This window comes from Notoacmeibacter marinus (assembly GCF_002238045.1).
GTDB classification, from domain to species: Bacteria; Pseudomonadota; Alphaproteobacteria; order Rhizobiales; family Rhizobiaceae; genus Notoacmeibacter; species Notoacmeibacter marinus.
The window spans coordinates 741,187-765,232 of record NZ_NBYO01000001.1 but is presented as its reverse complement, the minus strand read 5'-3'; the positions used below and the strand labels follow the sequence as shown (position 1 = coordinate 765,232).

Genomic DNA, 24,046 nt, shown 5'->3' with positions numbered 1-24,046 from the left:
TTCCCATTGCGGGGCGATTTGCAGTCCGCATAAGGAGCAGATTGCATGTGGTATGACAACGATCCCGGCCCGCTCGGCATTCTCATTTCGGCGATCATCGGCTTTGCCTGGCTGATCTTCCTGCTGCGCCTGGCCGGCAAGCGCACGGTCGCCAAGTTCAACATGTATGACATGATCCTGACCTTCACGGTCGGATCGATCCTGGCCTCCATGATCGTTCTGAAGGATGTCACGGTGGTCGAGGGATGCCTCGCCATGGCCGTCGTCGTCGCAATCGACTGGCTGCTGTCGCAGGCGGCCCTGAAATCCGAGTGGGTGCGCGAACTGCTGAAATCGCCGCCGGTGGTGCTCGTTCGGAAGGGAGAGATGCAACGCGACAATATGCGCAAGGAGCAGATGGTCGAGGAGGAGATCGACATGCTTCTGCGGCAGAACGATGTGGCCGATCTTTCCGAGGTCGAGGCGCTGACGATCGAATCGGCCGGCGATGTCGCCGTGATCAAGCGGCGGGACGGCGTCGACGAACCGCAGACCCTGCGCAAATTGCGCAAGGACGATTCGGGTATCGAATAGAACGGGCGGACCGGTTCAGGCGGTCGTTTCGAACTCCATGATCGTTTCGTCGACGGCCAGGCTGTCGCCTTCCTCGACCGCGAGCCGTTTGACCGTCGCCTGACGTTCGGCGCGCAGCACGTTCTCCATCTTCATCGCTTCGACGATGGCGAGCGCCTGACCGGCCTGGACGGTTTCGCCCTCCTTCACCATCAGCGAGACAATCAGCCCCGGCATCGGACAGAGCAGAAGGTTCGAGGTATCGGGCGCTTCCTTGACCGGCATCAGCGCGGCAAGTTCGGCGACGCGCGGCGAATAGACCTTGGCGACAAGATCGAGACCGCGATGGCGGAGCCGATAGCCGGCGCTGACGGGGTCGACCCGGATCGAGCGAACCGTGCCATCGATGGTCAGCCGCGCCAGCGCCACGCCGCGTCGCCAGTCCAGCGTCACCGTGCCGAGATCGTCGCCATCGGCCGTGACCGCAAAGCCGCCATCGACCGGTTCGGCCTCGACCGCGATGCGCTCATCGCCGAGGAACACTTCCAGCACCTTCGGTACGCCGCCGACATGCAGATTGCCGCCGGTGGTCTCACCGAGCGGTTCGCGGGCCGAGCGCCGGCGGATCAGGGCGGCGGCAATGGCGAGATCGCGCAGATCGTTCTGGCGCGGTTCGGCGCCTTCGAACCCGTCCGGATATTCCTCTTCGATGAATTTGGTGGTGATGTCGCCGGAGCGCCATTTCGGATGCGCCATGATGGCCGACAGGAACGGGATATTGTGGCCGATCCCGTCCACGACGAAGCTGTCGAGCGCGTCGCCCATGGCGTCGGTCGCCTCTTCGCGCGTCGGCGCCCATGTGCAGAGTTTCGCGACCATCGGGTCGTAGAACATCGAGATTTCCGAGCCTTCCGTCACGCCCGTATCGTTGCGGATAACCGGTTTACCGCCGCCAATGGCTGAGCCGCCGGGACCCTCGAAGACGGGATCGCCCTCGCTGCGTTCGCCAATCGGGCCTTCCGGCGGCGGCGCGTAAGCGGTCAGCCGGCCGATCGAGGGCAGGAAATTACGGTACGGGTCTTCGGCATAGAGCCGGCTTTCGACCGCCCAGCCATCGATGCCGATATCGTCCTGCGTGAGCGCCAGCCTCTCGCCGGCTGCGACACGGATCATCTGTTCAACCAGATCGACGCCGGTGATCAGCTCCGTCACAGGATGCTCCACCTGCAGGCGGGTGTTCATCTCCAGGAAGTAGAAGTTCCGGTCCTTGTCGACGATGAACTCCACCGTGCCAGCGCTCTCATAATCGACCGCCTTTGCCAGCGCGACCGACTGCTGCCCCATGGCCCGGCGCGTCTCTTCGTCGAGGAAGGCCGAGGGCGCTTCCTCGATCACCTTCTGATTGCGCCGCTGGATCGAGCATTCGCGCTCGTTCAGATAGAGCGTGTTGCCGTGGCTGTCGGCCAGCACCTGGATCTCGATATGGCGCGGCTCTTCGATGAACTTTTCGATGAAAATGCGGTCGTCGCCGAAGGAGGAGGCCGCTTCCGATTTGGACCGCTCGAACCCTTCGCGCGCCTCGTCATCGTTCCAGGCGATGCGCATGCCCTTGCCGCCGCCGCCGGCACTTGCCTTGATCATCACGGGATAGCCGATTTCGGCGGCGATCTTCGCCGCTTCCGCCGCATCCTCGATCAGGCCCATATGGCCCGGCACGGTCGAAACGCCGGCCTCCTGAGCCAGCTTCTTGGACGTGATCTTGTCGCCCATCGCCTCAATGGCCTTCGGCTTGGGGCCGATGAAGATGATGCCGGCCGCTTCCAGCGTCTCGCAGAATTTGGCGTTCTCCGACAGGAAGCCATAGCCGGGATGGACGGCCTGCGCGCCCGTCGACTTGCACGCTTCGATGATCTTGTCCTGCACCAGATAGGACTGGTTGGCCTGCGGCGGGCCGATATGCACCGCTTCGTCGGCCATCTGGACATGCACGGCGTCGCGGTCGGCGTCGGAATAGACCGCGACCGTCGCGATGCCCATCTTTTTCGCCGACTTGATGACCCGGCAGGCGATCTCTCCGCGATTGGCGATGAGGATTTTTGTGAAAGGCTTGTTGCTCATACTGTCAGAACATCCTCAAAGGCTTCGGGGTGGGTGGATCGCGCCAGTGGCTCGTCGAGCCGGAGAAGCGCCTGATAGGAGGCCGGATCGAACGGGTGCTCGGCCGGCACGATTTCCTGGCCGAAGACCCAGCTGAGACGGCCCGCATCCAGATTGCCGCGCTCGAACGGTTCAGTGCCGAAATGACGCCAGATGGCGTGCAGAAAGGCGGTATCGGCCAGCTTCTCGATGGCCGGCCGATCCGCCGTCCGGCGCTTGGAAAACAGTTTCGCCACGCCCTTCGGATTGGCGCGCCTAATGGTGAACTGAAGCCCCGTGCCGGGCAGGCCGGACGGAAAACCGCGATGCTTGGTCATTTCAGGAAGCTTGGGCATAATTGAACCTGATCGGATAGATTGGTATGAGAACTGTTATCAGCCTCCCAACAGTTCGAGCGATGATCGATTTATCTATAAATATCAGTTCCATCATACCCAGCATAAAAGAATTGCAGGCCGAACAATGTCATTTGGTAAGCGGTTAGCCAGATAGAAGTTTTTCCTATGATACCCTCATCGAATTCGGCTATTCTCAAGATGTTTAAACTTTCGAGGGCAAAACCCAAATCTTCTGGAAATTTATCGATATGAAATCCAGTTGCTAGTTCAAAATATCTATCCTCATCTCGCGTTCGAATATTGGCGCCCGCTGCTACTAAGGCCGAGCCTCGCCGATCGACAATCTTTCTGATATCTTCTCTCATACTATCGGCGATGTCGCCTGAACGTTCTCCACGCGAGGCCTTTTGCGTCGAATCACGCACTAGATCTGGCAAAAATGTGCGGAGATCACTTTGTAAATCTAAGCAAGCGTCTGCGGCACCCCCTTCGTTGGGCTTGCAAATACATTTTAGCAATTCAAGGTGAGAGACATCTACTTTAGATAAAATGTCAGCGAAAATTATATGATTGGCCCGTTCGTTCTTCGAGGCTGATCGAAGGATGTTCGCCCATGTTTCTACTAGGGGCTCGTCATCCGGATCAGTTAGGGACGCCTTTTCCAGTATCGGCTGTAGCACTCTTAGGGGGATCGGCGAAACTCGCTCAGATTCCTTAGCCATTCGGGAGCGAGCTCTTTCCGCGATCTTGATGAGAACATCTTCTCTCTGTAGCCGAACCTGATCAGCTCTTAGGCCACGAGCCTCAGTAAATGGCCGGATCGCATCCGTGAGCGCATCAACTAATCTGCCCATACTGGTGGATGGGACTTCGCCCTTGATTTCGGCTCGAGCGCTGAGGCCGAGGTCGACGTTGATGTTCGATTTTTTTGCTTCGTCACTCATCACAGCGGAATGTTGTCGTGCTTCTTGGTCGGGCCTTCGACCTGCTTGGTCTTCAGGATCTCCAGAGCCCGGATGATGCGGCGGCGGGTCGAGTGCGGCATGATCACCTCGTCGATGAAGCCGCGCTGCGCCGCGATGAACGGATTGGCGAAGCGGTCCTCATATTCCTTCGTGCGCGCCGCGATCTTCTCCGGATCGCCCAGTTCCGAGCGGTAGAGGATTTCGGCCGCGCCCTTGGCGCCCATCACCGCGATCTGCGCGGTCGGCCAGGCATAGTTCACATCGGCGCGAATATGCTTTGACGCCATCACGTCATAAGCGCCGCCATAGGCCTTGCGCGTGATGACCGTCACCTTCGGCACGGTCGCCTCGGCATAGGCGAAGAGGAGTTTCGCGCCATGCTTGATGATGCCGCCATATTCCTGCGCCGTGCCGGGCAGGAAGCCGGGCACGTCGACAAAGGTCAAGATCGGAATGTTGAAGGCGTCGCAGAAGCGGACGAAGCGGCCCGCCTTCTTGGCGCTGTCGATATCGAGCACGCCGGCGAGCACCATGGGTTGATTGGCGACGATGCCGACGGTCGAGCCGTTCAGACGGATAAAGCCGATCAGAATGCTGCCGGCATGGTTCTTCTGCACTTCGAAGAACTCGCCCTCATCGGCGACTTTGCGGATCACCTCGCCCATATCGTACGGCTTGTTGGCATTGTCCGGGATGAGCGTGTCGAGGCTCATCTCCAGGCGCTGCGGATCGTCCTCGGTCGCGTAGACCGGCGGCTTCTCGCGCTGGGAGAGCGGCAGGAAGTCGAACAGCCGGCGGATTTCCATCAGCGCTTCGACATCGTTTTCGAACGCGCCATCGGCGACCGAACTCTTCTTCGTGTGGGTCGAGGCCCCGCCCAGCTCCTCGGCGGTGACGATCTCGTTGGTCACCGTCTTCACCACGTCCGGGCCGGTGACGAACATGTAGGAGGAGTCCTCCACCATATAGATGAAGTCGGTCATGGCCGGCGAATAGACCGCTCCGCCCGCGCATGGCCCCATGATGACGGAGATTTGCGGGATCACGCCAGACGCCTGCACGTTCCGCCAGAACACTTCGGCATAGCCACCGAGCGAGGCGACGCCCTCCTGAATGCGCGCGCCGCCTGAATCGTTGAGGCCGATGAGCGGCACGCCGTTCTGCACAGCCAGATCCATCACCTTGCAGATTTTCTCCGCATGGGTCTCGGAGAGCGAGCCGCCGAAGACGGTGAAATCCTGCGAGAAGACATAGACGGGCCGGCCGCTGATCGTGCCCCAGCCGGTCACGACGCCGTCGCCCGGATATTGCTGGGTTTCCATGCCGAAATCGGTACAGCGATGCGTCTTGAACGTGTCGTATTCCTCGAAGGAACCTTCGTCGAGCAGCACGTCGAGCCGCTCGCGCGCGGTCAGCTTGCCCTTGCCGTGCTGCGCGTCGATGCGCTTCTGCCCGCCGCCGAGCCGCGCTTCGCCCCGTCGCTTTTCAAGTTGATCGATGATTTCCAGCATATGTGAGTCTCCCTTGCTTTCCGCCTAGGCCGAAGGATCGTGGCAGAACAGGCTTGAAATTGTGGCGTTGCGAAAATAGAAATTTTGCAAACAGCAAAAAGCGAATTTGCAAACATGCGTGACAGGAAGATCTTTGTCGGACGAAAGATCCGCACGGTTCGCCAGGAACATGGCCTGACACAGGCGGCCTTTGCCACGCGTCTTGGCATTTCGACGAGCTATCTCAATCAGCTGGAAAACAATCAGCGCCATATCACCGCGCCGGTTCTGTTGGCGCTGGCGGACAAGTTCTCGGTGGAGATGCGCGATTTCGCTGGCGGCGATGAGGATCGCTTGCTCGCCGATCTGGCGGAAGCCTTCGCCGATCCGGCCTTCGACGGCCAGCCGCCAGCGTCGCAGGACATCCAGCTAGTGGTGCAGAATGCGCCGGCGGTTGCCCATGCGGTGCTTTCGCTTCATCGCTCATTGCGCCAGTCGGGCGAGCGCCTTGCCGCGCTGGACGATACGATCGAACGCCGGGGCGCTCTGGTCGAGCCATCGCCCTACGAGGAAGTTCGGGATTTCTTCCACTATATCGGCAATTACATCGACGAGCTGGATCGGGCGGGTGAAGCGCTGGCCGGTCAACTCGATGGAATGGGACGCGACCGGCTGATGCCGCTGGCCGATTATGCAGCGCGGCAATGCGGGATCCGCGTGATCGTCGAGACCGCGGCCGGCGGTCCGTTCACACTGCGGCATTACGATGAGAAAAGCCGCCTATTGCGTCTTCATTCGCGTTCCGGTGCGGCAACGAACGCCTTTCAGATTGCCCACCAGATCGGATTGGTTGCCTATCGCGAGCTGATTGACCCGGTCGTCGAGCGTGCCGATTTCCGCTCGCAGGACGCCGCTGCGGTGTGCCGTATCGGGCTTGCCAATTATTTTGCCGGAGCGGTGCTGCTGCCCTATGAGCGCTTCCTTACCGCAGCGCAGGAATTGCGCCACGATCTCGATCTGCTGGCCGAGCGGTTCGGCGCGAGTATCGAACAGGTCGCGCACCGCCTGTCTACGATGCAGCGGCCCGGGCGGCAGGGCATTCCGTTCTTCTTCGCGCGGGTCGACCGGGCTGGCAACATCACCAAACGGCACAGCGCCGCCAAGCTGCAATTTGCCCGTTTCGGCAGCGCCTGTCCGCTCTGGAACGTGCACCGCGCCTTCGAAAACCCCAATGACATTCTGCGCCAGCTTGCCGAGACGCCGGATGGCCGCCGCTATCTGTGCCTTGCAACCGTGGTGACCAAACCGTCGGCCGGCTTTTTCGCGCCGGTGCAGACCTACGCGCTGTCACTTGGATGCGAGATCGAACATGCAGGCCATCTCGTCTATGCCGACGATCTCGATTTAGTGCGGGATACGGCGTTCGAACCGATCGGCGTGTCGTGCCGGATTTGCGAACGGGTCGATTGTCATCAGCGTGCCGTACCGCCACTCAAGCGACGGCTGACGGTGGAGCCGAACCGTCGCGGTCAATTGCCCTACAGCTTCTAATGTGGCTGGCGTACCAACCATAGCCCAACCGGTCGGCAGGGCCCATCGTCTGACAAAGCGGTCGTCCAGCCGGCGGGATGAACCCGCCGGCTGGCTTCGGTTTCGTTACGCGGCGCGGCTGCGGCGCGTGCGGCGCGGCTTCCTGTTCGGCGGACGCTGCTGCTCCGAACGCGGCTGCTGCCGGTCGCCACGATGGCGCGGCTTGCCGCCCTTCTTCGGGCCACCGCGTCCAGCCGGCTTACCGGTGGAAGTGGGCGCGGGCTCCGGGGCGGACCCTTCGGCGAGCGGAATGGACGCCTTCATGACCTTTTCGATCTGACGAAGCTGGCCGATCTCGTCGGATGAGCAAAGAGCGATGGCCTCGCCTTCGCGGCCGGCGCGGGCCGTTCGGCCGATCCGGTGCACATAGTTTTCCGGCGTATCGGGCAGTTCGTAATTGATGACGTAAGTCACGCCCGGAATGTCGATGCCACGGGCGGCCACATCGGTCGCGACCAGAACATTGGTTTCGCCGCCGCGGAATGCACGGATGGCGCGGTCGCGCTGGCCCTGACTCTTGTTGCCATGGATCGAGGCGGCATTGTAGCCGTCGGCCACAAGCTGCTTCATCAGCTTTTCCGCGCCGTGCTTGGTGCGGGCGAAGACGATGGAGGACGCATCGGGATTGGCGGAGAGAATCTGGCGAAGCGTCGCCGGCTTCTGACGCTTGTCCAGAAAGTGCACGCTCTGGGTTACCTTGTCGGCGGCCTTGCCGGACACGGAAACCTGCACACGCTTCGGATCCTTCAGATAGGCGCGGCTGATCTCTTCCATCTGCTTCGGCATGGTCGCCGAAAACAGCATGGTCTGCCGCGGCTGGCCCAGCTTCGCGGCAATCTTTCGCAGCGCATGGATAAAACCGAGATCGAGCATCTGGTCCGCTTCGTCGAGCACGAGGAAGCGCACGGTGTCGAGCCGCACCGCATTGCGCTCCATCAGATCTATGAGGCGGCCGGGCGTGGCGACCACGATGTCGCTGCCACGGTTCAGCATGCCGATCTGGCGGCCGATCGACTGGCCGCCGACAACGGTGTTGATCTTGATCGGCGTGGATTTCGTGTAGGCCCGAAGACTCTCGGCGATCTGGTTAACCAGTTCGCGGGTCGGCGCCAGAACAAGGGCGCGGACCGACTTGCTCTCCGGCTTACCATGAATGCGCAACAGCTTGTCCATCAGTGGCAGGCCGAAGGCCAGCGTCTTGCCGGTGCCGGTCTGGGCGAGGCCCATAATATCATGGCCTTCGAGCGCCAGCGGAATGGCCTGGCTCTGGATCGGCGTCGGCTCGGTAAAACCGGAATGCTGAAGGGTCTTGACCAGCGCGGGAGCGAGGCCGAGCGAAGTAAAATCAGTCAAATCATATCCTTTGCGGAATGCGCACGCATTATTGCGCACACGAATCCGGTGTGATGTGCCGTGATGGTTTACGGCACGCGAGGGTGCGGCGAAGCCTCGGCAGTCACAGGGGAATCCTGTGCGTTGCGGCTCGACCGTAAGAACCCTGCGTGATGGGGATCTGGGAAAGTGTACCGATGCGCCCGACAAAGAAATCTGAAGGCGCGGCTTACTCACGCGGCAGCGCGGTACGGCGCTCAGATGCGTCATAAGACCGGCGATGTCAAGGAGTACCGCCGCCGATGATGTCCGGCGAGGACGACCGTCGTGCCCTCGTAAGGCGGGAACGGATTCGAAAGACATGGCGAACGGAACAACTTTTCCGAGAGGGCGCCTCTTCTCGTAGGGCTGTGCGCAGACGATCGTCTGAAGATTGAACGTACTGGCATCCTATCGAGCGCGGATCGAAGCGGCTCTTCGGTAAAGCGGCGCGTAACGCATTGGCGATCAATTGAAAAATGGCAATTGTTTATAGAAAATAAATGGTTGTAAGACCGGTCGGTCTAGATATTTTGTCGTCACCTGAACGAATTCCGCGACAGGATTAACACTCGATTAAGCTCGATGGTGAAATGTTGGGTGCCTGAAATCGGCATGAAAGCCGGTCCCGAAGCCATGATGGCAACAACTTCTGCGAGTGTCGTCATGCTCTCACGATTTCGTATCGGCGCGCGTCTTGCGATCGCTGCGACCCTGCTTACCCTGTTCGCCATTGTCGCCGTCAGCGGAGCCGCCATCGTCATATCGTCATCGGCTCTGAAGGAGAAATCCTTTGATCGGCTGAGTGCGATCGCCGATGGTCGCCGCAATCAGCTGCAGAGTTATCTCGAGGCGGTTCGCCTCGATTTGAAGGGCCTGTCGGCGAACCGCGATACCATCAATGCCGTCAAATATTTCAGCAGCAGCTGGGTTCAGGTCGGCGATGATCCGAAGGCCATTCTTCAGGACCGCTACATCACCGGCAATCCTAACGCGGTCGGCCAGAAGGACGAATTGCTCTTTGCAGAAAGCGGCGATCAGTACGATTCGCTTCACAGGAAGTATCATCCGGGATTTCGCGAGCACCTGAAGGATCACGGCTATTACGACATCTTCCTCTTCAACAAGGAAGGCGACGTCGTCTACTCCGTGTTCAAGGAACGTGATTTCTCGACCAATCTCATCGAAGGGGAATGGGCCAGCTCCGGCCTCGGACGGGCTTATCGCGCGGCGATGGAACTGGAGACGAATAACAAGTTCGCCTTCGACGATTTTGCACCCTACGGCCCCTCCGACGGTGCGCCTGCGACCTTCATGGCGACCCCTATCGTCGACTTCGAAGGCCAGAAGGTCGGCGTACTCGCCCTTCAATTGCCGGTTGAAAAGATCGCTGCCCTGTTGTCGGGAACGACTGGCCTTGGCGAAACGGGCGAGACCCTTCTCATCAAGGCCGACGGCATGATCCTGACCGACTCGATGAAGACCGAAGTGGATGAGACGCTGAAGGTCCGCCTGAATGTGCCGGGAATCGAGGAACTGTCACCGGATAATATCGTGACGGCGGAATTCGATGGCTATCGCGACATGCACGCCGATATCGCTTTGGCGGAAGTGCCGTTCGCCAATGCCCGCTGGACCGTCGGTGCAATCATGGACGACGCGGAGATTCTCAAGGGGATCGCGTCGCTGCGCAATACCATTGCCATGATCGCGCTGGCTGTGCTGGCAATCGCAATCGCACTTGCCGTCATGTTCGCCAGAAGCCTGTCCCGGCCCATTGCCCTGCTGGTCGGGCAGATGAAGGATCTGGCCGATGGCGATACGCGCATCGAGCCGGAACAGGACCGCAGGGACGAAATCGGTGACATGGCGCGCTCGGTCGCCGTGTTCCGCGATGCGGCTATCGACAAGGCGCGTCTGGAGGCCGAGGCGGAGGACAATCGGTCCCTTTCCGAAAAGGAACGCGCCGAACGCGAGGCAGCCAAGGCGGAGGAAACCGCGCGGATGCAGGAAGCCGTCGACGCCCTGGGGGGCGGTCTGACCGCTTTGGCCGATGGCAATCTGACCGTTCGGCTGGACCGGCCTTTCATGGAGAATCTGGACGGCCTGCGTTTGAACTTCAACAGCTCGGTGGAGAAGCTGAACCAGACCCTTGGCGGCATTCGCGACATCTCCTCCACGCTTGATTCCAACGCGCAGGAAGTGCGTTCGGCAACGGATGATCTTTCGCGGCGCACCGAACAGCAGGCAGCAGCACTGGAAGAAACATCGGCGGCGCTCGAAGAAATCACGGCGACCATCGGCGAAAGTTCGCGCGGAGCCGGTGAAATGACGTCGATAGCCAAACTGGCCAAGACCGATACCGATACGTCGGCGGATGTGGTCCAGCGCGCAGCGACCGCCATGGCGGACATCGAAACCGCGAGCAAGGAGATCGCCTCGATCATCGACGTGATTGAGGACATCGCCTTCCAGACCAATCTGCTGGCGCTGAATGCCGGTGTCGAAGCTGCGCGCGCCGGCGAGGCGGGGCAGGGCTTCGCCGTGGTCGCGCAGGAAGTGCGGGAACTGGCGCAGCGCACCACTGTCGCCGCCAAGGAGATCAAGGAACTGATCACGAAGTCCGGCGAGCGGGTGGCCAATGGTGGTGAACTCGTCCGTGCGACGCGCGATGCTCTGGAGAAGATCGCAGAGCACGTCACCGAGATCGACGGGCGCATCTCCGCTATCGCGACCGCTTCGAACGAACAGCTTACCGGCGTTCAGGAGATCAATAGCGCTGTCGGGCAGATCGACGAGGTAACGCAGCAGAACGCCGCCATGGTCGAAGAGACGACCGCCGTGTCTCATAGTCTGGCCGGCGACGCCAACAGTCTGACACGCATGATCGGCGAATTCAGCCTTTCAGACGGATCGTCCGGCAGGCCCGCAGAGGCGTTCGGTGGAACGAAACCCGCCTCGAGGGCTCCGCGCGCCACCAATGCAAGCGATGAGGACAAGGCGAAGCAGCAGGCTTCGCCGGCGCGAAAGCTCGTCGATAAACTGACGGGCGCGTTTTCCTCGAAGGGCTCGGCTGCTGTCGCTGCCGACGCGGAATGGGCCGAGTTCTAGCGACAGCTGGCTTCTCGAGTATGCAACAGGTCCCGGATCGGATTAGGCGGGACCGAGTGAAGCAATGGCGGCTCCGGCAAGAGCCGCCATTGCCTTTTGCCGAGCGATGATCCGTCCCGTCAGATGGGCATCGCCCGCGAGGCCTTGACGGTACCAAAAACGAGGCTCGTGGTGATCGAACTGATGCCGGTGATACCGTGTAGCCTCTCGCGCACGAAATCCTCATAGGCATCGAGATCGGCGACCATGACGCGCAGCAGATAGTCGGCTTCGCCTGTCAGAAGATGGCAGTCGAGGATTTCATCGATGGTCTGAACCTGCGCTTCGAAACGGCCGACGGCCTCCCGGTCGTGCCGCGCCAGCGTGATGCGGATGAAAGCGGTGATGCGAAGACCGACCGCCTTCGGATCGACGACCGCGCTATAGCCCTGGATGACGCCGCCCTCTTCCAGCAGTCGGACCCGCCGCAGGCAGGGCGAGGGCGACAGGTTCACCCGCTCCGCCAGATCGATATTGCTGAGCCGCCCGTCCTGTTGGAGCGCACGGACGATCTGCCGGTCCTTGGAATCTATGGAACGTTCCGAAGCCATATTCCTGCCTGTTATGCCAATTCGAAGATCTATGCTGGCATGATTTAACGATAAATGCCACGCGCTTTGTGCGATCATGCCAACAATTCATTTCGCAGGAGCCTTGTCATGAACCCGAACCATTCGAACGGTTTCGCCACCCGCGCCATTCACCTCGGCTATCAGCCATCCGACCATGAAGGCGCGCTGACGCCGCCGCTGCATCTGACCTCGACCTTCGCATTCGATTCCGTCGAGCATGGCGCCGCACTGTTTTCCGGCGAGCGCACCGGTCACTTTTATTCGCGCATCTCCAACCCGACACTCGATCTGCTCGAACGACGCGTTGCAGATCTGGAAGGCGCCGAAGCGGGGCTTGCCCTGTCGTCCGGCATGGGCGCCATCACCTCAGTCCTCTGGACCTTCCTGTCGCCGGGCGATGAGATCGTGACCGACAAGACGCTTTACGGCTGCACCTTCGCCTTCATGCGTCACGGACTGGCGAAATGGGGCGTCACAGTTACGCATGTGGACCTGAAGGACCACGACGCAGTGCGCGCGGCCATGGGGCCGAAAACGCGCATGGTCTATTTCGAAACGCCTGCCAATCCGAATATGCGCCTTGTCGATATCGAAGCGGTCTCGGCCATCGCCCATGAGGCCGGCGCCATGGTCGTCGTCGACAACACCTATGCGACGCCCGTGCTAACCCGCCCGATCGAACTGGGCGCCGATATCGTCGTCCATTCGGCCACAAAATATATGGGCGGCCATGGCGATCTCGTCGGCGGTATCGCGGTCGGGCGGGCCGAGCAGATCGGTGAAGCGCGCATTGTCGGCATGAAGGACATGACAGGCGCGGTCATGGCGCCATTCAACGCCATGCTGGTCCTGCGCGGCCTCAAAACGCTGAAATTGCGCATGGAGCGGCACTGCCAGAACGCGATGACGATTGCGCGGGCGCTGGCCGATCATCCGGCGATCGGCGAAGTACATTATCCTGGCCTGGAAACCTTTTCGCAGCACGAACTGGCCACGCGTCAGATGCCGGGTTTCGGAGCGATGATTGCATTTGAACTGAAAGACGGGTTTTCTGCCGCGGCGGCCATGATGAACCGCCTGCAATTGATCCGTCGGGCGGTCAGCCTTGGCGATACCGAAAGTCTTATCCAGCATCCCGCCAGCATGACGCATTCGACCTACACCCCTGAAGAGCGCGCCGCGCATGACATTTCCGAAGGGCTGATCCGCCTTTCGGTCGGGCTGGAAGAGGTTGAGGACATTCTGGCGGATTTGACCCGGGCGCTGGACGCGCCGGCGGCGGCCTCCGCCGCGTAAACAGAACAGACGCCATGGGAGAAAGAGCGCGATGACTGAGCTTGATATCGATCACCTCGAAACGCTGCATCGGCGGTTGCTGTGGCTGTCCTGCTGGACGATCCACAACGCCAATCATCTGCGGGACAAGGATGAGGGTGACGTCAAGGTCGGCGGCCATCAGGCGTCATCCGCGTCCATGGCGGCGATCCTGACGGCGCTCTATTTCCACGCCTTGCGGCCAGAGGATCGTATTGCGGTGAAACCGCATGCCGGCCCCGTCTTCCATGCCATCCACTATCTGATGGGCAATATGCCCTTGGAAAAGATGCAGAATTTTCGCGGCTATGGCGGCGTGCAGAGCTATCCGTCGCGCACCAAGGATGTCGACGATGTCGATTTCTCCACCGGCTCCGTCGGGCTCGGCGTTGCCATTACCTCCTTTGCATCCATGGTCCAGGACTATCTCGAAGGTCACGGTCGCGAAGCGCCGCTCGGCCGCATGGTCGCGCTGATCGGCGATGCCGAACTGGACGAAGGCAATATTTACGAAGCCCTGCAGGAAGGCTGGAAGCACGATCTGCGCAATGTCTGGTGGGTGATCGACTACAACCGCCAGAGCCTGGATGGCGTGGTGCGCGAAGGCCTGTTCGGGCGCATCGAGGCGATCTTCTCCGCCTTTGGCTGGAGGGTGGTGCGCCTGAAATACGGTGCGCTGCAACGCGCTGCCTTTGACGAGCCGGGCGGCGAGGCGCTGCGCAATTGGATCGACGACTGCCCCAATGCGCTCTACTCGGCCCTGACCTTTCAGGGCGGCGCAGCCTGGCGCAAACGCCTGATAGAGGATTTCGGCGAGGACAGCGAAGCCCGCGCCCTGATCGACCGGCGGGACGATGCCGAACTGGCCCGGCTGATGGAAAATCTCGGCGGACACTGCCTGCAAAGTCTCTGCGAAGCATTCGACGAAGCGAAATCCGACGACACCCCGACCGTGTTTCTGGCTTACACCGTCAAGGGATGGGGTACGCCGCTTGCCGGCCATAAGGATAACCATGCCGGCCTGATGACGCCCGCCCAGATGGCCGAGTTCCAGACGGCCATGGCCGTGCCGGAGGGCGAAGAGTGGCAGCCGTTCGCCGCTGTATCGGACGAGGCGAAGCTGCGAGGCTTTCTCAACGATGTCCCGTTTTTCGCCAAGGGCGCGCGCCGCTACGCTGCCCCGGCGCTGTCTTGCCCGGAACGGGTGACGCTGAACGACAAGGTTCTGTCCACTCAGGCCGGCTTCGGCAAGATTCTCGATCAGATCGCCCGGCAGGGCGGGCCGCTCGCCGACCGGATCCTGACCTGCTCGCCCGACGTCACGGTCTCGACCAATCTTGGCGGATGGGTGAACCGGCGAGGTCTCTTTGCCCGTGACGCGCGCGCCGACACGTTCCGCGACGAACGCATTCCCTCCGCGCAGAAATGGGCCTTCTCGCCGAACGGCCAGCATATCGAACTCGGCATTGCCGAGATGAACCTGATGCTGATGCTGGGCGCGGCGGGCCTCAGCCACAGCCTGTTCGGCGAACGGCTGATTCCCGTCGGCACGGTTTACGACCCCTTTGTCGCGCGTGGCCTCGATGCGCTGAACTACGCCTGCTATCAGGATGCACGCTTCCTTTTGGTCGGCACACCGTCCGGCGTGACACTCGCGCCCGAAGGCGGGGCGCATCAGTCGATCGGCACACCGCTGATCGGCATGGCGCAGGACGGGCTGGCGGCGTTCGAGCCGGCTTTTCTCGACGAACTCTCCATCATCATGGACTGGTCTTTCGACTATCTCCAGCGTGACGGCGAGGGCGATCCGGACGAGCGCACCTGGCTGCGCGACGAGACTGGCGGATCGGTCTATCTGCGGCTGTCGACACGGCCAATGGAACAGCCCCACCACCGTGACGACGCGGCTTTCGAACAGGGTGTCATCGATGGGGCCTATTGGCTGCGTGAACCGGGGCACAATGCCGAAGTCGTGATCGCCTATCAGGGCACGGTGGCCGATCAGGCTATCGAGGCGGCTGGCCGGATCGCCGGAGACCGCCGCGACATCGGCGTTTTGGCGGTGACGTCTGCCGACCGGCTGAATGCCGGCTGGACGGCCGCGCGCCGCGCGCGGGCGAGGGGGCAGGCCGCCGCGGAAAGCCTTGCCGAACGGCTGCTCGGTCGGCTGCCTTCGCACTGCACTCTCATCACGGTGATCGACGGCCATCCGGCAACCTTGTCCTGGCTCGGCGCCGTCGCCGGCCATCGCACTGTGCCGCTCGGGGTGGAGCATTTCGGCCAGACCGGCACCATCGGCGATCTCTACCGCCATTTCGGAATCGATGCCGACGCGATCGTCGCGGCCGCGAGCCGTATCGCGCCCGGCCGGCCGATCCGTCTTATGGCTTGAAACGGCGCGTCACGCGACGAACGCATTCGATCGGTGCCACTCTTCCAGATTGGGAGTGGCGCCGTTTTCTGCCTGGACCGGTCAGTCCAGCAGACCTCCGCCCGCCGCGATGGATTTCAGTTTCTGCCTGGCGTCGTCCGACAGCTTTGCAGCTTCGATGCGGTCGTTCAGATCGTCCGGCGATTCGGCATCGCCGACGAGAACCAGCATCACCATGCCGTAAACGCCATGTCGCTTGCAGGTCAGCCCGTAAAGCCCCGATTCTGTGAATCGGACGACTGCGCTGGGGCGATACGAAATCGCGACCGGCGGTGCGTCGGCGGGCCAAAGTTCCGGTATCGAATGCACCGTATGGCCGCGGACGGAATTGCGGATTTCGATAGTGCCGCCCGCGTCGATTCGGACAAGTTCTGGCGCGAAACGGAACATCGTTCGCGCGCCCTTGGCCGACAAATCGGTGATCTGATCCACCGATATCGAATCGGCCTTCGCGGTCTGGGCGCCCGGAGCAGCCAGGAAAACCAGTGCGGCCAGCCAGATCTGGAGACGGCCTCGCCGCAATGTCTTCAGTGCCCTTGTCATTGATACGATTCTCCGCCAGTTTGCGCCGGGCAATATCGTCGATCGGGCGGATCGCTTCCTTGACCAATGACAATTATTTGCCGAAACGGCCCCGAGACGTCAGGCGCAAGGAAGGATGGCGGAGAGTTCTGGAGAAGTGTTGAATCTGACGTCCAGCGAACGGCCACGCGCCGGGCGCAGACCCGCGGGCAGGTGGTGCGGAAAGTCTGGCCGACCGGCTGCTCACCCGTGTGCCGCGGCAATCCGCCAAATTTTCTATGCAGGCGCCGACTAGGAGCCGGGCCAGGGAAAGCGGACTTCGGTTACATCTGCGATGAAAAAGGGAAAGTAATCCTCGGTCCCGAACATGTTGCCCGCCTCTATATGTGTCGGCACGGTAAAGCCCTCGAAGTCGCGGAATGCGGAAAGATAGCCGCCGAACGGCTGCAGGCGATGCATCTTGTCCGGGTTTGCATCGGTCCAGCGCATGAAGGAGACGTATAGCGGTTTGCCATCATCGTCGATGACGATATCGACGGCTTGCTCCAGATCGCCGTGCCGCATCGTCACGCGGGCGGCATTTTCTGACAGAGGCTCCCAGGTGACGTTCGGACCGGGAAGGACGGCAGCCGGTGTCCAGAACACCGCTTCGGAGACGTAGCGCCCGAAGGCCGAACGGACATGATCGGCTGTGCCGCCTGCCCGAGCGACCGGCAACAGGCCGAAGAGCCAGAACCGCGTCCAGGTGCCGCTGTCGGAGCCCGACATGCGCATCGTCCCCGATCCGCCCGACATCGCCCAGACAAAGCCTTCGGGAGCGGCGATCACCTGTGTTGCGCGCATCGGCTGATAGCCCGGCTTCTCTTTGTCGCCCATGCCGAACTGTCCTTCCATCTCGATCCGGGCGACCGTATAGAGCGGCGTGCCCTCGGCGATGGCGAAGGTGAGAAAGCGCCGCGCGGGCTCCGGAAGATTGGCGACCATGGCAGCAGAAAACATGTCGGGATGGGCTGGCTGCAACCCGATCAGGCGATCGGTTTCGATACGATCCGCGCGACGGTCGAACTGCCGCCAGCCGAGCAGGCCTGCAAGCATGGCGGCCGTCAGCACGGGCAGAAGAATCAGAATCATACGCATGTCTGGCTCGATTTACCGTGACTGCATGGCAGGAACCGCCGTCAGGCATCGCGTCGTCAAAGGTATACTATCTTGAGACTGGTGGGATGGGAAAGCCTTCCAAGCCTCAATCGATCCGGGGGCGGAACGTTTATGGCCGCGCACTTTTTCGCAAAAGCGCTCTGCCAAATCTCGGCGTCGGGCGGCTCCTATTGGCCTGACCGCCGTATGGACGAGGCTTGGAGAGAATTTCGTTGTCGGGGTGTGACAGAAACGCAAATGGCGGTGAGAGAGGGATTCGAACCCTCGATACGGTTTCCCGTATACACGCGTTCCAGGCGTGCGCCTTCAACCACTCGGCCACCTCACCGGGGAATCCGGTCGGCCGGAATCGAAATTCGCTGGCGGACCGTAAGCCTTTGCAGGCGGCGCGGACTATAGCCAGAACCATCGCGAGGGCAAGGGCTTATTTGCTGCGTCGGCGTGCCCTTTTCAACCTTGCCGCCGAGAGGGTCCTTGCCGCCCTTCTCCAACATCCGGCGGCAGGCACGCGCAGATGCAGCAGATGCAAATGCGCCGGATACATGGACGGCCCGCTCGTGCCGTCTTATGAGGGGCATCACCATTCGTTCCATCGACGAGCTATCGAACCGCAATGATCCGTTTTGTCTTTCGCGCTTTGTCGCTTTTTCTTTTGGCCATCGCCATCATTCTCGCAGTGATCGATATCAGCCGGTCGGTTGCGGCTTCGGCCATCGTGATGACGCCGCTGCTCGAATCGATGCAGGCTGCCCTGCCGCGCTTGACGCTTGGTCTGCGGGACAGCCTTCAGGGCATCGACGCATCGCTTTGGTGGTTGGCGTCGGCAGTGCTGTCGGTGCCGGGCGCCGTTCTCTTCGCAATCATGGCCCTTCTCTCCTATATGATCGGACACAAGCGCCGACGAGAGCGCGGCTTCGCCGCGCCGGTCTGACGTCGGGCACCTAGCGATCTTTCCGGGAGGCAAACGATGTTCTTTCTGTCCGACATGCTGAAGAAGAAAACCGATATGCCGGAACCGGCCAATGCGCTTCGCGGACGCGACGAGCCGATGAAGACGGCCGAAACCCACGCCGTCTTCGGCACGCCGCTCAAGGGGCCGTTCGATGCCGGCACCGAAACCGCCTATTTCGGCATGGGCTGCTTCTGGGGCGCCGAGCGGCTGTTCTGGAAGACGCCGGGCGTGATTTCGACCGCCGTTGGCTACGCCGGTGGCTATACGCCTAACCCGACCTATCATGAGACGACCACCGGGCAGACAGGCCATGCCGAGATCGTGAAAGTCGTGTTCGATCCGGCGAAGGTTTCCTATGAGTCGCTTCTGAAGCTGTTCTGGGAAGAGCATGATCCGACCCAGGGCATGCGGCAGGGCAACGATATTGGCACGACCTACCGCTCGGCGATTTACACGACGTCCGACGCGCAGCACGAGGCGGCGTTGCAAAGCCGGGACGATTATCAGGCCGCGCTGGCCGGTGCGGGCCGCAAGGGCAGGATTACGACGGAGATTCGGCAGGCGCCGGAGTTTTTCTACGCCGAGGCCGATCACCAGCAATATCTGCAAAAGGTGCCGAACGGCTATTGCGGCCTTGCGGGCACGGGCGTCTCATGCCCGGCCCCGACAGGCGTGGAAGCGACAGCGGCGCAGTAGTCGCCTTTCGCCTACCAGTGCGGCGGCCTGTCGATGGGCACGTCGCCGCCCGCCTGCTCTTCCACCGCCAGAAATCGTTCGATGAGCGCCGCCATGCGCTTTTCCACGGCTGCAATGGTCGTCGCCTGATCGGTTACGACGCCGTTCAGCGTCTCCAACTCGCGCTCCAGTTCGGCGATCCGGCTTTGCAGATCGGCGATGGTCTCCGCATCGCTCATAATGGTTCTTCCTCCGCGAGAGCGGTTTGAAGCAGCGTTCGCAAATCGTCGGCGAGCGATGCCGGGCGACGGGTGAGCCGGTCCACATAGACGTGAACGAAATGGCCTTCGGCGGCCGGCTCGTCGGTTTCTCCTCGAAAGAGCCCGACCTCATAGCGCACCGAGGACGTGCCGACACGCGCCACGCGAATGCCGGCCGTCACCGCATCGGGAAACGCAAGCTCGGCGAAATAGCGGCAACCGGTTTCGACGACCAGACCGATATTCGCGCCCTTAAGCGGATCGAGAACCTGCTTTTCGATCAGCCAGCCATTCACTGCGGTGTCGAACAGCGCGTAGTGAACGACATTGTTCATATGGCCATAGACGTCATTGTCGGACCAGCGTGTGGTCAGTGTTCGAAAGATACGGTAATCGGCGCGCCCGCCCCGCCTGGTTCGCCTGCTTGCGCCGCTTGTCCCGATCTCGTTCATAAACGCATCGTCCTGGGGTTCCTGCCTGTCCTTCAGCCCTGATCCTCGCGGAACTTGGCAGCCGAACGGTGGACTGTCGAGCTTGCGGCGAAAATCGCGCTTGCAGCCATCACGGAATGCCGCAAACTGCGCCCAAGGCAATAGAGGAAGCATCGCATGGCGAAACGGACGGTGGATATTCTGATCGAACGTCTGGAAGGACGAACGCCGACGCTGGCCATGGTTCTCGGATCGGGTCTCGGGCCGCTGGCCTCGGAGGTGGTGGATGCGATCCGCATTCCCTATGCCGATCTGCCGGCTTTTCCGGTCTCGACCGTGCCGGGTCATGCCGGCGAAGTGGTGGCTGGCGAGTTCGCCGGTCGCTCGATTCTTATGCTGGCGGGTCGTTCGCATTATTACGAAAGCGGCGATCCGGCGGCGATGGCTGGCGCTTTGGAATCGCTGGCCGGTCTCGGCATCGAAACGCTGCTGCTCACCAATGCCGCCGGCTCCGTTCACGAAACGATGGGTCCGGCCAGCGTCATGCTGATCGAGGATCATATCGCCCTTGGGCCGAACCCCTTGATCGGTCGCGCCGGCGGCGACGGCTTCATCGATATGTCGCACGCCTACGACCCTGCACTGAGCCGAACCATCGCCGCTGCCGCCGCCAAGGTCGGCGAGCCGATCCACAAAGGCGTCTATTGCTGGTTCAGTGGCCCGTCCTTCGAAACGCCCGCCGAGATTCGCATGGCGCGCCATATCGGCGCCGATGCGGTCGGCATGTCGACCGTGCCCGAAGTGATCCTCTCGCGATTTTACGGATTGCGGGTCGGCGCCATGTCGATGATCACCAATCTGGGCGCCGGCATGCAGACCGAGCCGCTGTCGCACGAACAGACGCAGCGGGTGGCCAAACAGGGCGGCGCGCGGCTTTCCGCGATCATGCGCCAGGCCGTGGCCGATATCGGTTGAAGACTGTTGCCCGGGCTTTATCCCTGGAAGGCGAGGCGGCCCTTCGCGATCTCGAACTTCAACTGCTTCAGAAAGCTCATGCCGATCAGCGGCGTCGAAAGCGCGCTGTCGGGCGTCACGAGAACGGACACGCGCTCCCGGCGGATGGGACCGATCTGAACGCTGTGCAACTCGGCGAGCGCCACTTTGGCGCGTCCATTGGCGGTCTGCACCTCGTGGGTAAAATCGGCCGGGATCAGGTTGAGCCCGACCTGCCGTGCCATGGACTGGTTGATGGCGACATGTGTCGCGCCCGTATCGACCATCGCCTGAAACGGCTTGCCGTTCAGAATGAAGGTTCCGCGAAAATGGCCGCCGGCGTCGGCCGTCATGACGTATTGACGATCCCAGCCATCCAGTATCGGCTGCGGCGAGGTAGGTTCGATGGACGCTACAGAAGCCGTGGCTTCCAAGGGGTCCGCCACCTCTTTTTCCGATGAAATCCGGTCGAGCTGCCGTTCGATGATCTTCGGCCCGGCATAAGCGATCAGAAGCGCGATGGCGGCAGCAGGAAGAACCATTCGAAAAAGCATGTCGGGACCTGGAAATCGATCGGCGGACCTTCATTTTAGCCGATGGGTCTTCAACGACGGTTAAAGCAGTGCGTCCAGTTGCATATATCGGCAGGAACAGCCTGACTGATCTCGCCTTGCCGTAGCCGATCTGTTATGCGCCAGCCAATCGATCCGGGAAGAACACTCTTCGGAAAGGATATCATGTCGACAGATCGCACAACCGCCGCCGGCGGTATGGAAACCTCCTACGGATTCCAAAGGGTCGGCGAAGACGAGAAACAGGCGAAGGTCGATACGGTTTTTCACACCGTCGCCCGTCGCTACGATCTGATGAACGACCTGATGAGCATGGGCATGCATCGCGCTTGGAAGAGCGCGATGGTGGCCTGGCTTCAGCCGGGAAAACGGCCGGGCTGGTCGTCGCTCGACGTGGCTGGCGGCACCGGCGACATCGCCTTTCGCATTGTCGATGCCTCGCGCGGCAACGCTCAGGTGACGGTGCTCGACATTAACGGGTCAATGCTCGATGTCGGCGCGGAACGGGCGGGCAAGGCCGGTCTTCTGGATCGGCTGACATTCGTCGAGGCCAATGCGGAGGCGTTGCCCTTCGAGGACGATACGTTCGACGCCTATACGATCGCCTTCGGCATTCGCAACGTGCCGCATATCGATCGGGCTCTCACCGAAGCCTATCGGGTGCTGAAGCCGGGCGGTCGCTTCCTCTGTCTGGAATTCTCGGAAGTCGACATGCCGTTTCTGGAGAAGGTCTACGAACAATGGTCCTTCCGCGTCATTCCCCAGATCGGCAGGATGGTGACCGGCGAAGCGGAACCCTATCAATATCTGGTGGAAAGCATCCGCAAATTTCCACGTCAGAGCGAGTTCGCGGCCATGATCGAACAGGCCGGTTTCGAGCGCGTCGCCTGGCGCGACTATTCCGGCGGCATCGCCGCCTGTCACTCTGGCTGGAAGATCTAGGATCAGGACCATGGCGAAGGAGTTGGCCGCGTGACGGCGATTGGCGCGCAGTTCAGGCTGATGCGGGCAGGGTGGATCTTTGCCCGCGAAGGTGTGGTGGCGGCTCTGCCTGGCGATCAGCTCGAGGGGATGCCGCGCTTCGTCTGGCGGATCGGCCGGTGGCTGGCGCGTCCGCGTGCGCGGGTGCAGGATCGTGCCACCCGTATTTCGCGTGCTATCGAACGGCTCGGACCGTCCTATGTCAAACTCGGCCAGTTTCTGGCGACCCGACCCGATATTGTGGGCGCCGATCTCGCCGAGGATCTGTCCGTTCTGCACGACAGGATGGAGACCTTCTCGATCACGGATTCCCGTCATGCCGTCGAGGAATCGATCGGCCGACCCTGCGACGATGTGTTCGTCAAGCTCCACGAGCCGGTGGCCGCCGCATCAATCGCGCAGGTTCATCCGGCGGTGATCCTCGGCCCGGACGGTCGCCATCACAAGGTAGCCGTAAAGGTGATACGGCCCGGCGTGCGCCGCCGCTTCTTCAACGATCTGGAAAGCTTCTTTCTGGCCGCCCGGATGCAGGAGCGTTTCGTTCCGAACACGCGCCGCCTGCGCCCGGTCGAAATCGCACGAACGCTGGCGCAGACCACCCGGATCGAGATGGATCTGCGGCTGGAAGCAGCCGCGCTGTCGGAACTGGGAGAAAATACGCTCGACGACCCAGGCTTTCGCACGCCCGCCGTGGACTGGGAACGAACCGGGCGCGACGTCGTGACCATGGAGTGGATCGACGGCATCAAACTGTCGAATGTGGAGGCGCTACGCGCCAGCGGCCTCGACATGTCGGCGCTCGCCGTTTGTCTGATCCAGTCTTTTCTACGCCACGCCATGCGCGACGGCTTCTTCCACGCCGACATGCATCCGGGCAATCTCTTCGTGGAGCCGGACGGTACGATCGTGGCGGTCGATCTCGGCATTTCGGGCCGGCTCGGCCTTCGTGAACGACGGTTCCTGGCCGATATTCTCTACGGCTTCATAACCCGCGATTATCGCCGCGTCGCCGATGTGCATTTCGAGGCCGGCTATGTGCCCAAGCGGCACGACCCGGCAAGCTTCGCCCAGGCCATCCGCGCCATCGGCGAGCCGATCCACGGCCAGAGCGCCGAGACCATTTCCATGGCCAAGCTCCTTACGCTCCTGTTCGAGGTGACGGAACTGTTCGACATGGAAACCCAGCCGCAGCTGATCATGCTGCAAAAGACGATGGTGACGGTCGAGGGCGTGGCCCGGTCGCTCGATCCGCATTTCAATATGTGGCAGGCCGCCGAACCGGTGGTTCGTGAATATCTGACCGAACAGCTCGGACCCCAGGCCCTTCTGACCGATGCGAGGACCGGCGTTCAGGCAGGGCTCGGACTTCTGAGGCAGGCGCCGGCGCTGGCCGAGCGCGCCGAGCGACTATCGCTCGAAATGGATTCCATGATCGAGAACGGCCTGCGCTTCGATCCGCAGACGGCTGAAGAGATCGGCAAAGCCGAAGCCCGGCACACGCGCTGGGGCCGTGCGGCACTCTGGCTCATTGCCGCATCGGCGGTCTGGATCGCCATTCAGGTCAGCTGAGTG

At 61.6% G+C, this 24,046-nt stretch carries 21 protein-coding genes, 1 tRNA gene and 2 pseudogenes; 10 read left to right on the top strand and 14 right to left on the bottom strand.

What is annotated here, in order from left to right:
* The first annotated feature begins 45 nt into the window (after nt 1–45).
* Nucleotides 46–573 carry a DUF421 domain-containing protein gene (locus tag B7H23_RS03555; RefSeq protein ID WP_094075983.1) on the top strand — a complete coding sequence of 176 codons (528 nt, stop codon included), beginning with the start codon at nt 46–48 and terminating at the stop codon, nt 571–573.
* A 15-nt stretch (nt 574–588) separates the two neighbouring features.
* On the opposite strand, the gene B7H23_RS16315 is transcribed toward B7H23_RS03555, so the two are convergent.
* The 6 genes and pseudogenes from B7H23_RS16315 to B7H23_RS03535 form a co-directional block, all read right to left on the bottom strand.
* A complete protein-coding gene (locus tag B7H23_RS16315) occupies nt 589–1,308 on the bottom strand; it encodes a biotin/lipoyl-containing protein (RefSeq protein WP_476703824.1) in 720 nt (239 codons plus the stop codon).
* A 6-nt stretch (nt 1,309–1,314) separates the two neighbouring features.
* Nucleotides 1,315–1,446, bottom strand: a pseudogene (locus tag B7H23_RS16365) (hypothetical protein); the annotation flags it as partial.
* A 110-nt stretch (nt 1,447–1,556) separates the two neighbouring features.
* Nucleotides 1,557–2,670, bottom strand: a pseudogene (locus B7H23_RS03550) (acetyl-CoA carboxylase biotin carboxylase subunit); the annotation flags it as partial.
* The gene (locus B7H23_RS03545; protein WP_094075981.1) at nt 2,667–3,044 is read right to left on the bottom strand and encodes a hypothetical protein; all 378 of its coding nucleotides are present in this window, start codon (nt 3,042–3,044) and stop codon (nt 2,667–2,669) included. The gene B7H23_RS03545 and the pseudogene B7H23_RS03550, both read right to left, overlap by 4 nt.
* A gap of 71 nt (nt 3,045–3,115) precedes the next feature.
* Entirely contained in the window at nt 3,116–3,991 is an 876-nt protein-coding gene (locus B7H23_RS03540) for an Abi-alpha family protein (protein ID WP_094075980.1), read from the bottom strand.
* On the bottom strand, nt 3,991–5,523 hold the full coding sequence (locus B7H23_RS03535) for an acyl-CoA carboxylase subunit beta (protein ID WP_094075979.1): 1,533 nt from the start codon (nt 5,521–5,523) through the stop codon (nt 3,991–3,993). The genes B7H23_RS03540 and B7H23_RS03535 overlap by 1 nt, the downstream gene beginning before the upstream one ends.
* 114 nt (nt 5,524–5,637) lie before the next feature.
* Between B7H23_RS03535 and B7H23_RS03530 the strand changes: the two genes are divergently transcribed.
* On the top strand, nt 5,638–7,053 hold the full coding sequence (locus B7H23_RS03530; protein ID WP_094075978.1) for a helix-turn-helix domain-containing protein: 1,416 nt from the start codon (nt 5,638–5,640) through the stop codon (nt 7,051–7,053).
* Nucleotides 7,054–7,158: 105 nt separating this feature from the next.
* Here the strand turns inward: B7H23_RS03530 and B7H23_RS03525 are convergent, their stop codons facing one another.
* Nucleotides 7,159–8,445 carry a DEAD/DEAH box helicase gene (locus B7H23_RS03525; protein ID WP_094076856.1) on the bottom strand — a complete coding sequence of 429 codons (1,287 nt, stop codon included), beginning with the start codon at nt 8,443–8,445 and terminating at the stop codon, nt 7,159–7,161.
* A gap of 684 nt (nt 8,446–9,129) precedes the next feature.
* Between B7H23_RS03525 and B7H23_RS03520 the strand changes: the two genes are divergently transcribed.
* On the top strand, nt 9,130–11,574 hold the full coding sequence (locus B7H23_RS03520; protein WP_158215754.1) for a methyl-accepting chemotaxis protein: 2,445 nt from the start codon (nt 9,130–9,132) through the stop codon (nt 11,572–11,574).
* A gap of 119 nt (nt 11,575–11,693) precedes the next feature.
* Here B7H23_RS03520 and B7H23_RS03515 read toward each other — a convergent pair whose 3' ends face one another.
* On the bottom strand, nt 11,694–12,164 hold the full coding sequence (locus B7H23_RS03515; protein WP_240534958.1) for an Lrp/AsnC family transcriptional regulator: 471 nt from the start codon (nt 12,162–12,164) through the stop codon (nt 11,694–11,696).
* A 108-nt stretch (nt 12,165–12,272) separates the two neighbouring features.
* Between B7H23_RS03515 and B7H23_RS03510 the strand changes: the two genes are divergently transcribed.
* Entirely contained in the window at nt 12,273–13,481 is a 1,209-nt protein-coding gene (locus tag B7H23_RS03510) for a methionine gamma-lyase (RefSeq protein WP_094075976.1), read from the top strand.
* Between the two features lie 31 nt (nt 13,482–13,512).
* The gene (locus B7H23_RS03505; protein ID WP_094075975.1) at nt 13,513–15,891 is read left to right on the top strand and encodes a 1-deoxy-D-xylulose-5-phosphate synthase N-terminal domain-containing protein; all 2,379 of its coding nucleotides are present in this window, start codon (nt 13,513–13,515) and stop codon (nt 15,889–15,891) included.
* Between the two features lie 81 nt (nt 15,892–15,972).
* Here the strand turns inward: B7H23_RS03505 and B7H23_RS03500 are convergent, their stop codons facing one another.
* The 3 genes from B7H23_RS03500 to B7H23_RS03490 all read right to left on the bottom strand — a co-directional run bounded on the left by B7H23_RS03500 (nt 15,973) and on the right by B7H23_RS03490 (nt 17,938).
* Nucleotides 15,973–16,473, bottom strand: a complete 501-nt coding sequence (locus B7H23_RS03500; protein ID WP_094075974.1) for a plastocyanin/azurin family copper-binding protein — start codon at nt 16,471–16,473, stop codon at nt 15,973–15,975.
* A 270-nt stretch (nt 16,474–16,743) separates the two neighbouring features.
* Nucleotides 16,744–17,589, bottom strand: a complete 846-nt coding sequence (locus B7H23_RS03495) for a DUF6544 family protein (RefSeq protein ID WP_094075973.1) — start codon at nt 17,587–17,589, stop codon at nt 16,744–16,746.
* 259 nt (nt 17,590–17,848) lie between these two features.
* Nucleotides 17,849–17,938: transfer RNA gene (locus B7H23_RS03490), tRNA-Ser, on the bottom strand.
* A 285-nt stretch (nt 17,939–18,223) separates the two neighbouring features.
* On the opposite strand from B7H23_RS03490, the gene B7H23_RS03485 reads away from it, so the two are divergent.
* Together B7H23_RS03485 and msrA are read left to right on the top strand one after the other, a co-directional pair.
* Nucleotides 18,224–18,541 carry a hypothetical protein gene (locus B7H23_RS03485; RefSeq protein ID WP_094075972.1) on the top strand — a complete coding sequence of 106 codons (318 nt, stop codon included), beginning with the start codon at nt 18,224–18,226 and terminating at the stop codon, nt 18,539–18,541.
* 36 nt (nt 18,542–18,577) lie between these two features.
* A complete protein-coding gene (gene msrA, locus B7H23_RS03480) occupies nt 18,578–19,258 on the top strand; it encodes a peptide-methionine (S)-S-oxide reductase MsrA (protein ID WP_094075971.1) in 681 nt (226 codons plus the stop codon).
* Between the two features lie 11 nt (nt 19,259–19,269).
* Here msrA and B7H23_RS03475 read toward each other — a convergent pair whose 3' ends face one another.
* Both B7H23_RS03475 and B7H23_RS03470 read right to left on the bottom strand, forming a co-directional pair.
* Nucleotides 19,270–19,476 carry a SlyX family protein gene (locus B7H23_RS03475; protein ID WP_094075970.1) on the bottom strand — a complete coding sequence of 69 codons (207 nt, stop codon included), beginning with the start codon at nt 19,474–19,476 and terminating at the stop codon, nt 19,270–19,272.
* Nucleotides 19,473–19,949 (bottom strand): acyl-CoA thioesterase, encoded by a 477-nt coding sequence (locus B7H23_RS03470; RefSeq protein WP_094076854.1) that lies wholly within the window; start codon nt 19,947–19,949, stop codon nt 19,473–19,475. Before B7H23_RS03470 ends, B7H23_RS03475 begins: the two co-directional genes overlap by 4 nt.
* Before the next feature lie 156 nt (nt 19,950–20,105).
* On the opposite strand from B7H23_RS03470, the gene B7H23_RS03465 reads away from it, so the two are divergent.
* Nucleotides 20,106–20,903 (top strand): purine-nucleoside phosphorylase, encoded by a 798-nt coding sequence (locus B7H23_RS03465; protein WP_094075969.1) that lies wholly within the window; start codon nt 20,106–20,108, stop codon nt 20,901–20,903.
* A gap of 17 nt (nt 20,904–20,920) precedes the next feature.
* On the opposite strand, the gene B7H23_RS03460 is transcribed toward B7H23_RS03465, so the two are convergent.
* Complete coding sequence (locus B7H23_RS03460) at nt 20,921–21,463, bottom strand: retropepsin-like aspartic protease family protein (protein WP_158215753.1); 543 nt, start codon at nt 21,461–21,463, stop codon at nt 20,921–20,923.
* Nucleotides 21,464–21,658: 195 nt separating this feature from the next.
* On the opposite strand from B7H23_RS03460, the gene ubiE reads away from it, so the two are divergent.
* Both ubiE and ubiB read left to right on the top strand, forming a co-directional pair.
* The gene (gene ubiE / locus B7H23_RS03455; protein ID WP_094076853.1) at nt 21,659–22,435 is read left to right on the top strand and encodes a bifunctional demethylmenaquinone methyltransferase/2-methoxy-6-polyprenyl-1,4-benzoquinol methylase UbiE; all 777 of its coding nucleotides are present in this window, start codon (nt 21,659–21,661) and stop codon (nt 22,433–22,435) included.
* A 30-nt stretch (nt 22,436–22,465) separates the two neighbouring features.
* Complete coding sequence (gene ubiB / locus B7H23_RS03450) at nt 22,466–24,043, top strand: 2-polyprenylphenol 6-hydroxylase (RefSeq protein WP_094075967.1); 1,578 nt, start codon at nt 22,466–22,468, stop codon at nt 24,041–24,043.
* Nucleotides 24,044–24,046 lie beyond the last annotated feature (3 nt).

Excerpts from the sequence above, each read along its gene's own strand:
- B7H23_RS03510 (WP_094075976.1), top strand. The coding sequence starts at position 12,273 with ATGAACCCGAACCATTCGAACGGTTTCGCCACCCGCGCCATTCACCTC.
- B7H23_RS03495 (WP_094075973.1), bottom strand. The coding sequence starts at position 17,589 with ATGCGTATGATTCTGATTCTTCTGCCCGTGCTGACGGCCGCCATGCTT.
- B7H23_RS03475 (WP_094075970.1), bottom strand. The coding sequence starts at position 19,476 with ATGAGCGATGCGGAGACCATCGCCGATCTGCAAAGCCGGATCGCCGAA.
- B7H23_RS03465 (WP_094075969.1), top strand. The coding sequence starts at position 20,106 with ATGGCGAAACGGACGGTGGATATTCTGATCGAACGTCTGGAAGGACGA.
- B7H23_RS03485 (WP_094075972.1), top strand. The coding sequence starts at position 18,224 with ATGATCCGTTTTGTCTTTCGCGCTTTGTCGCTTTTTCTTTTGGCCATC.
- B7H23_RS03515 (WP_240534958.1), bottom strand. The coding sequence starts at position 12,164 with ATGGCTTCGGAACGTTCCATAGATTCCAAGGACCGGCAGATCGTCCGT.
- B7H23_RS03555 (WP_094075983.1), top strand. The coding sequence starts at position 46 with ATGTGGTATGACAACGATCCCGGCCCGCTCGGCATTCTCATTTCGGCG.
- B7H23_RS03470 (WP_094076854.1), bottom strand. The coding sequence starts at position 19,949 with ATGAACGAGATCGGGACAAGCGGCGCAAGCAGGCGAACCAGGCGGGGC.
- msrA (WP_094075971.1), top strand. The coding sequence starts at position 18,578 with ATGTTCTTTCTGTCCGACATGCTGAAGAAGAAAACCGATATGCCGGAA.
- B7H23_RS16315 (WP_476703824.1), bottom strand. The coding sequence starts at position 1,308 with ATGGCGCATCCGAAATGGCGCTCCGGCGACATCACCACCAAATTCATC.
- ubiE (WP_094076853.1), top strand. The coding sequence starts at position 21,659 with ATGTCGACAGATCGCACAACCGCCGCCGGCGGTATGGAAACCTCCTAC.
- B7H23_RS03505 (WP_094075975.1), top strand. The coding sequence starts at position 13,513 with ATGACTGAGCTTGATATCGATCACCTCGAAACGCTGCATCGGCGGTTG.
- B7H23_RS03500 (WP_094075974.1), bottom strand. The coding sequence starts at position 16,473 with ATGACAAGGGCACTGAAGACATTGCGGCGAGGCCGTCTCCAGATCTGG.
- B7H23_RS03540 (WP_094075980.1), bottom strand. The coding sequence starts at position 3,991 with ATGAGTGACGAAGCAAAAAAATCGAACATCAACGTCGACCTCGGCCTC.
- B7H23_RS03535 (WP_094075979.1), bottom strand. The coding sequence starts at position 5,523 with ATGCTGGAAATCATCGATCAACTTGAAAAGCGACGGGGCGAAGCGCGG.
- B7H23_RS03460 (WP_158215753.1), bottom strand. The coding sequence starts at position 21,463 with ATGGTTCTTCCTGCTGCCGCCATCGCGCTTCTGATCGCTTATGCCGGG.
- B7H23_RS03545 (WP_094075981.1), bottom strand. The coding sequence starts at position 3,044 with ATGCCCAAGCTTCCTGAAATGACCAAGCATCGCGGTTTTCCGTCCGGC.
- B7H23_RS03530 (WP_094075978.1), top strand. The coding sequence starts at position 5,638 with ATGCGTGACAGGAAGATCTTTGTCGGACGAAAGATCCGCACGGTTCGC.
- B7H23_RS03520 (WP_158215754.1), top strand. The coding sequence starts at position 9,130 with ATGCTCTCACGATTTCGTATCGGCGCGCGTCTTGCGATCGCTGCGACC.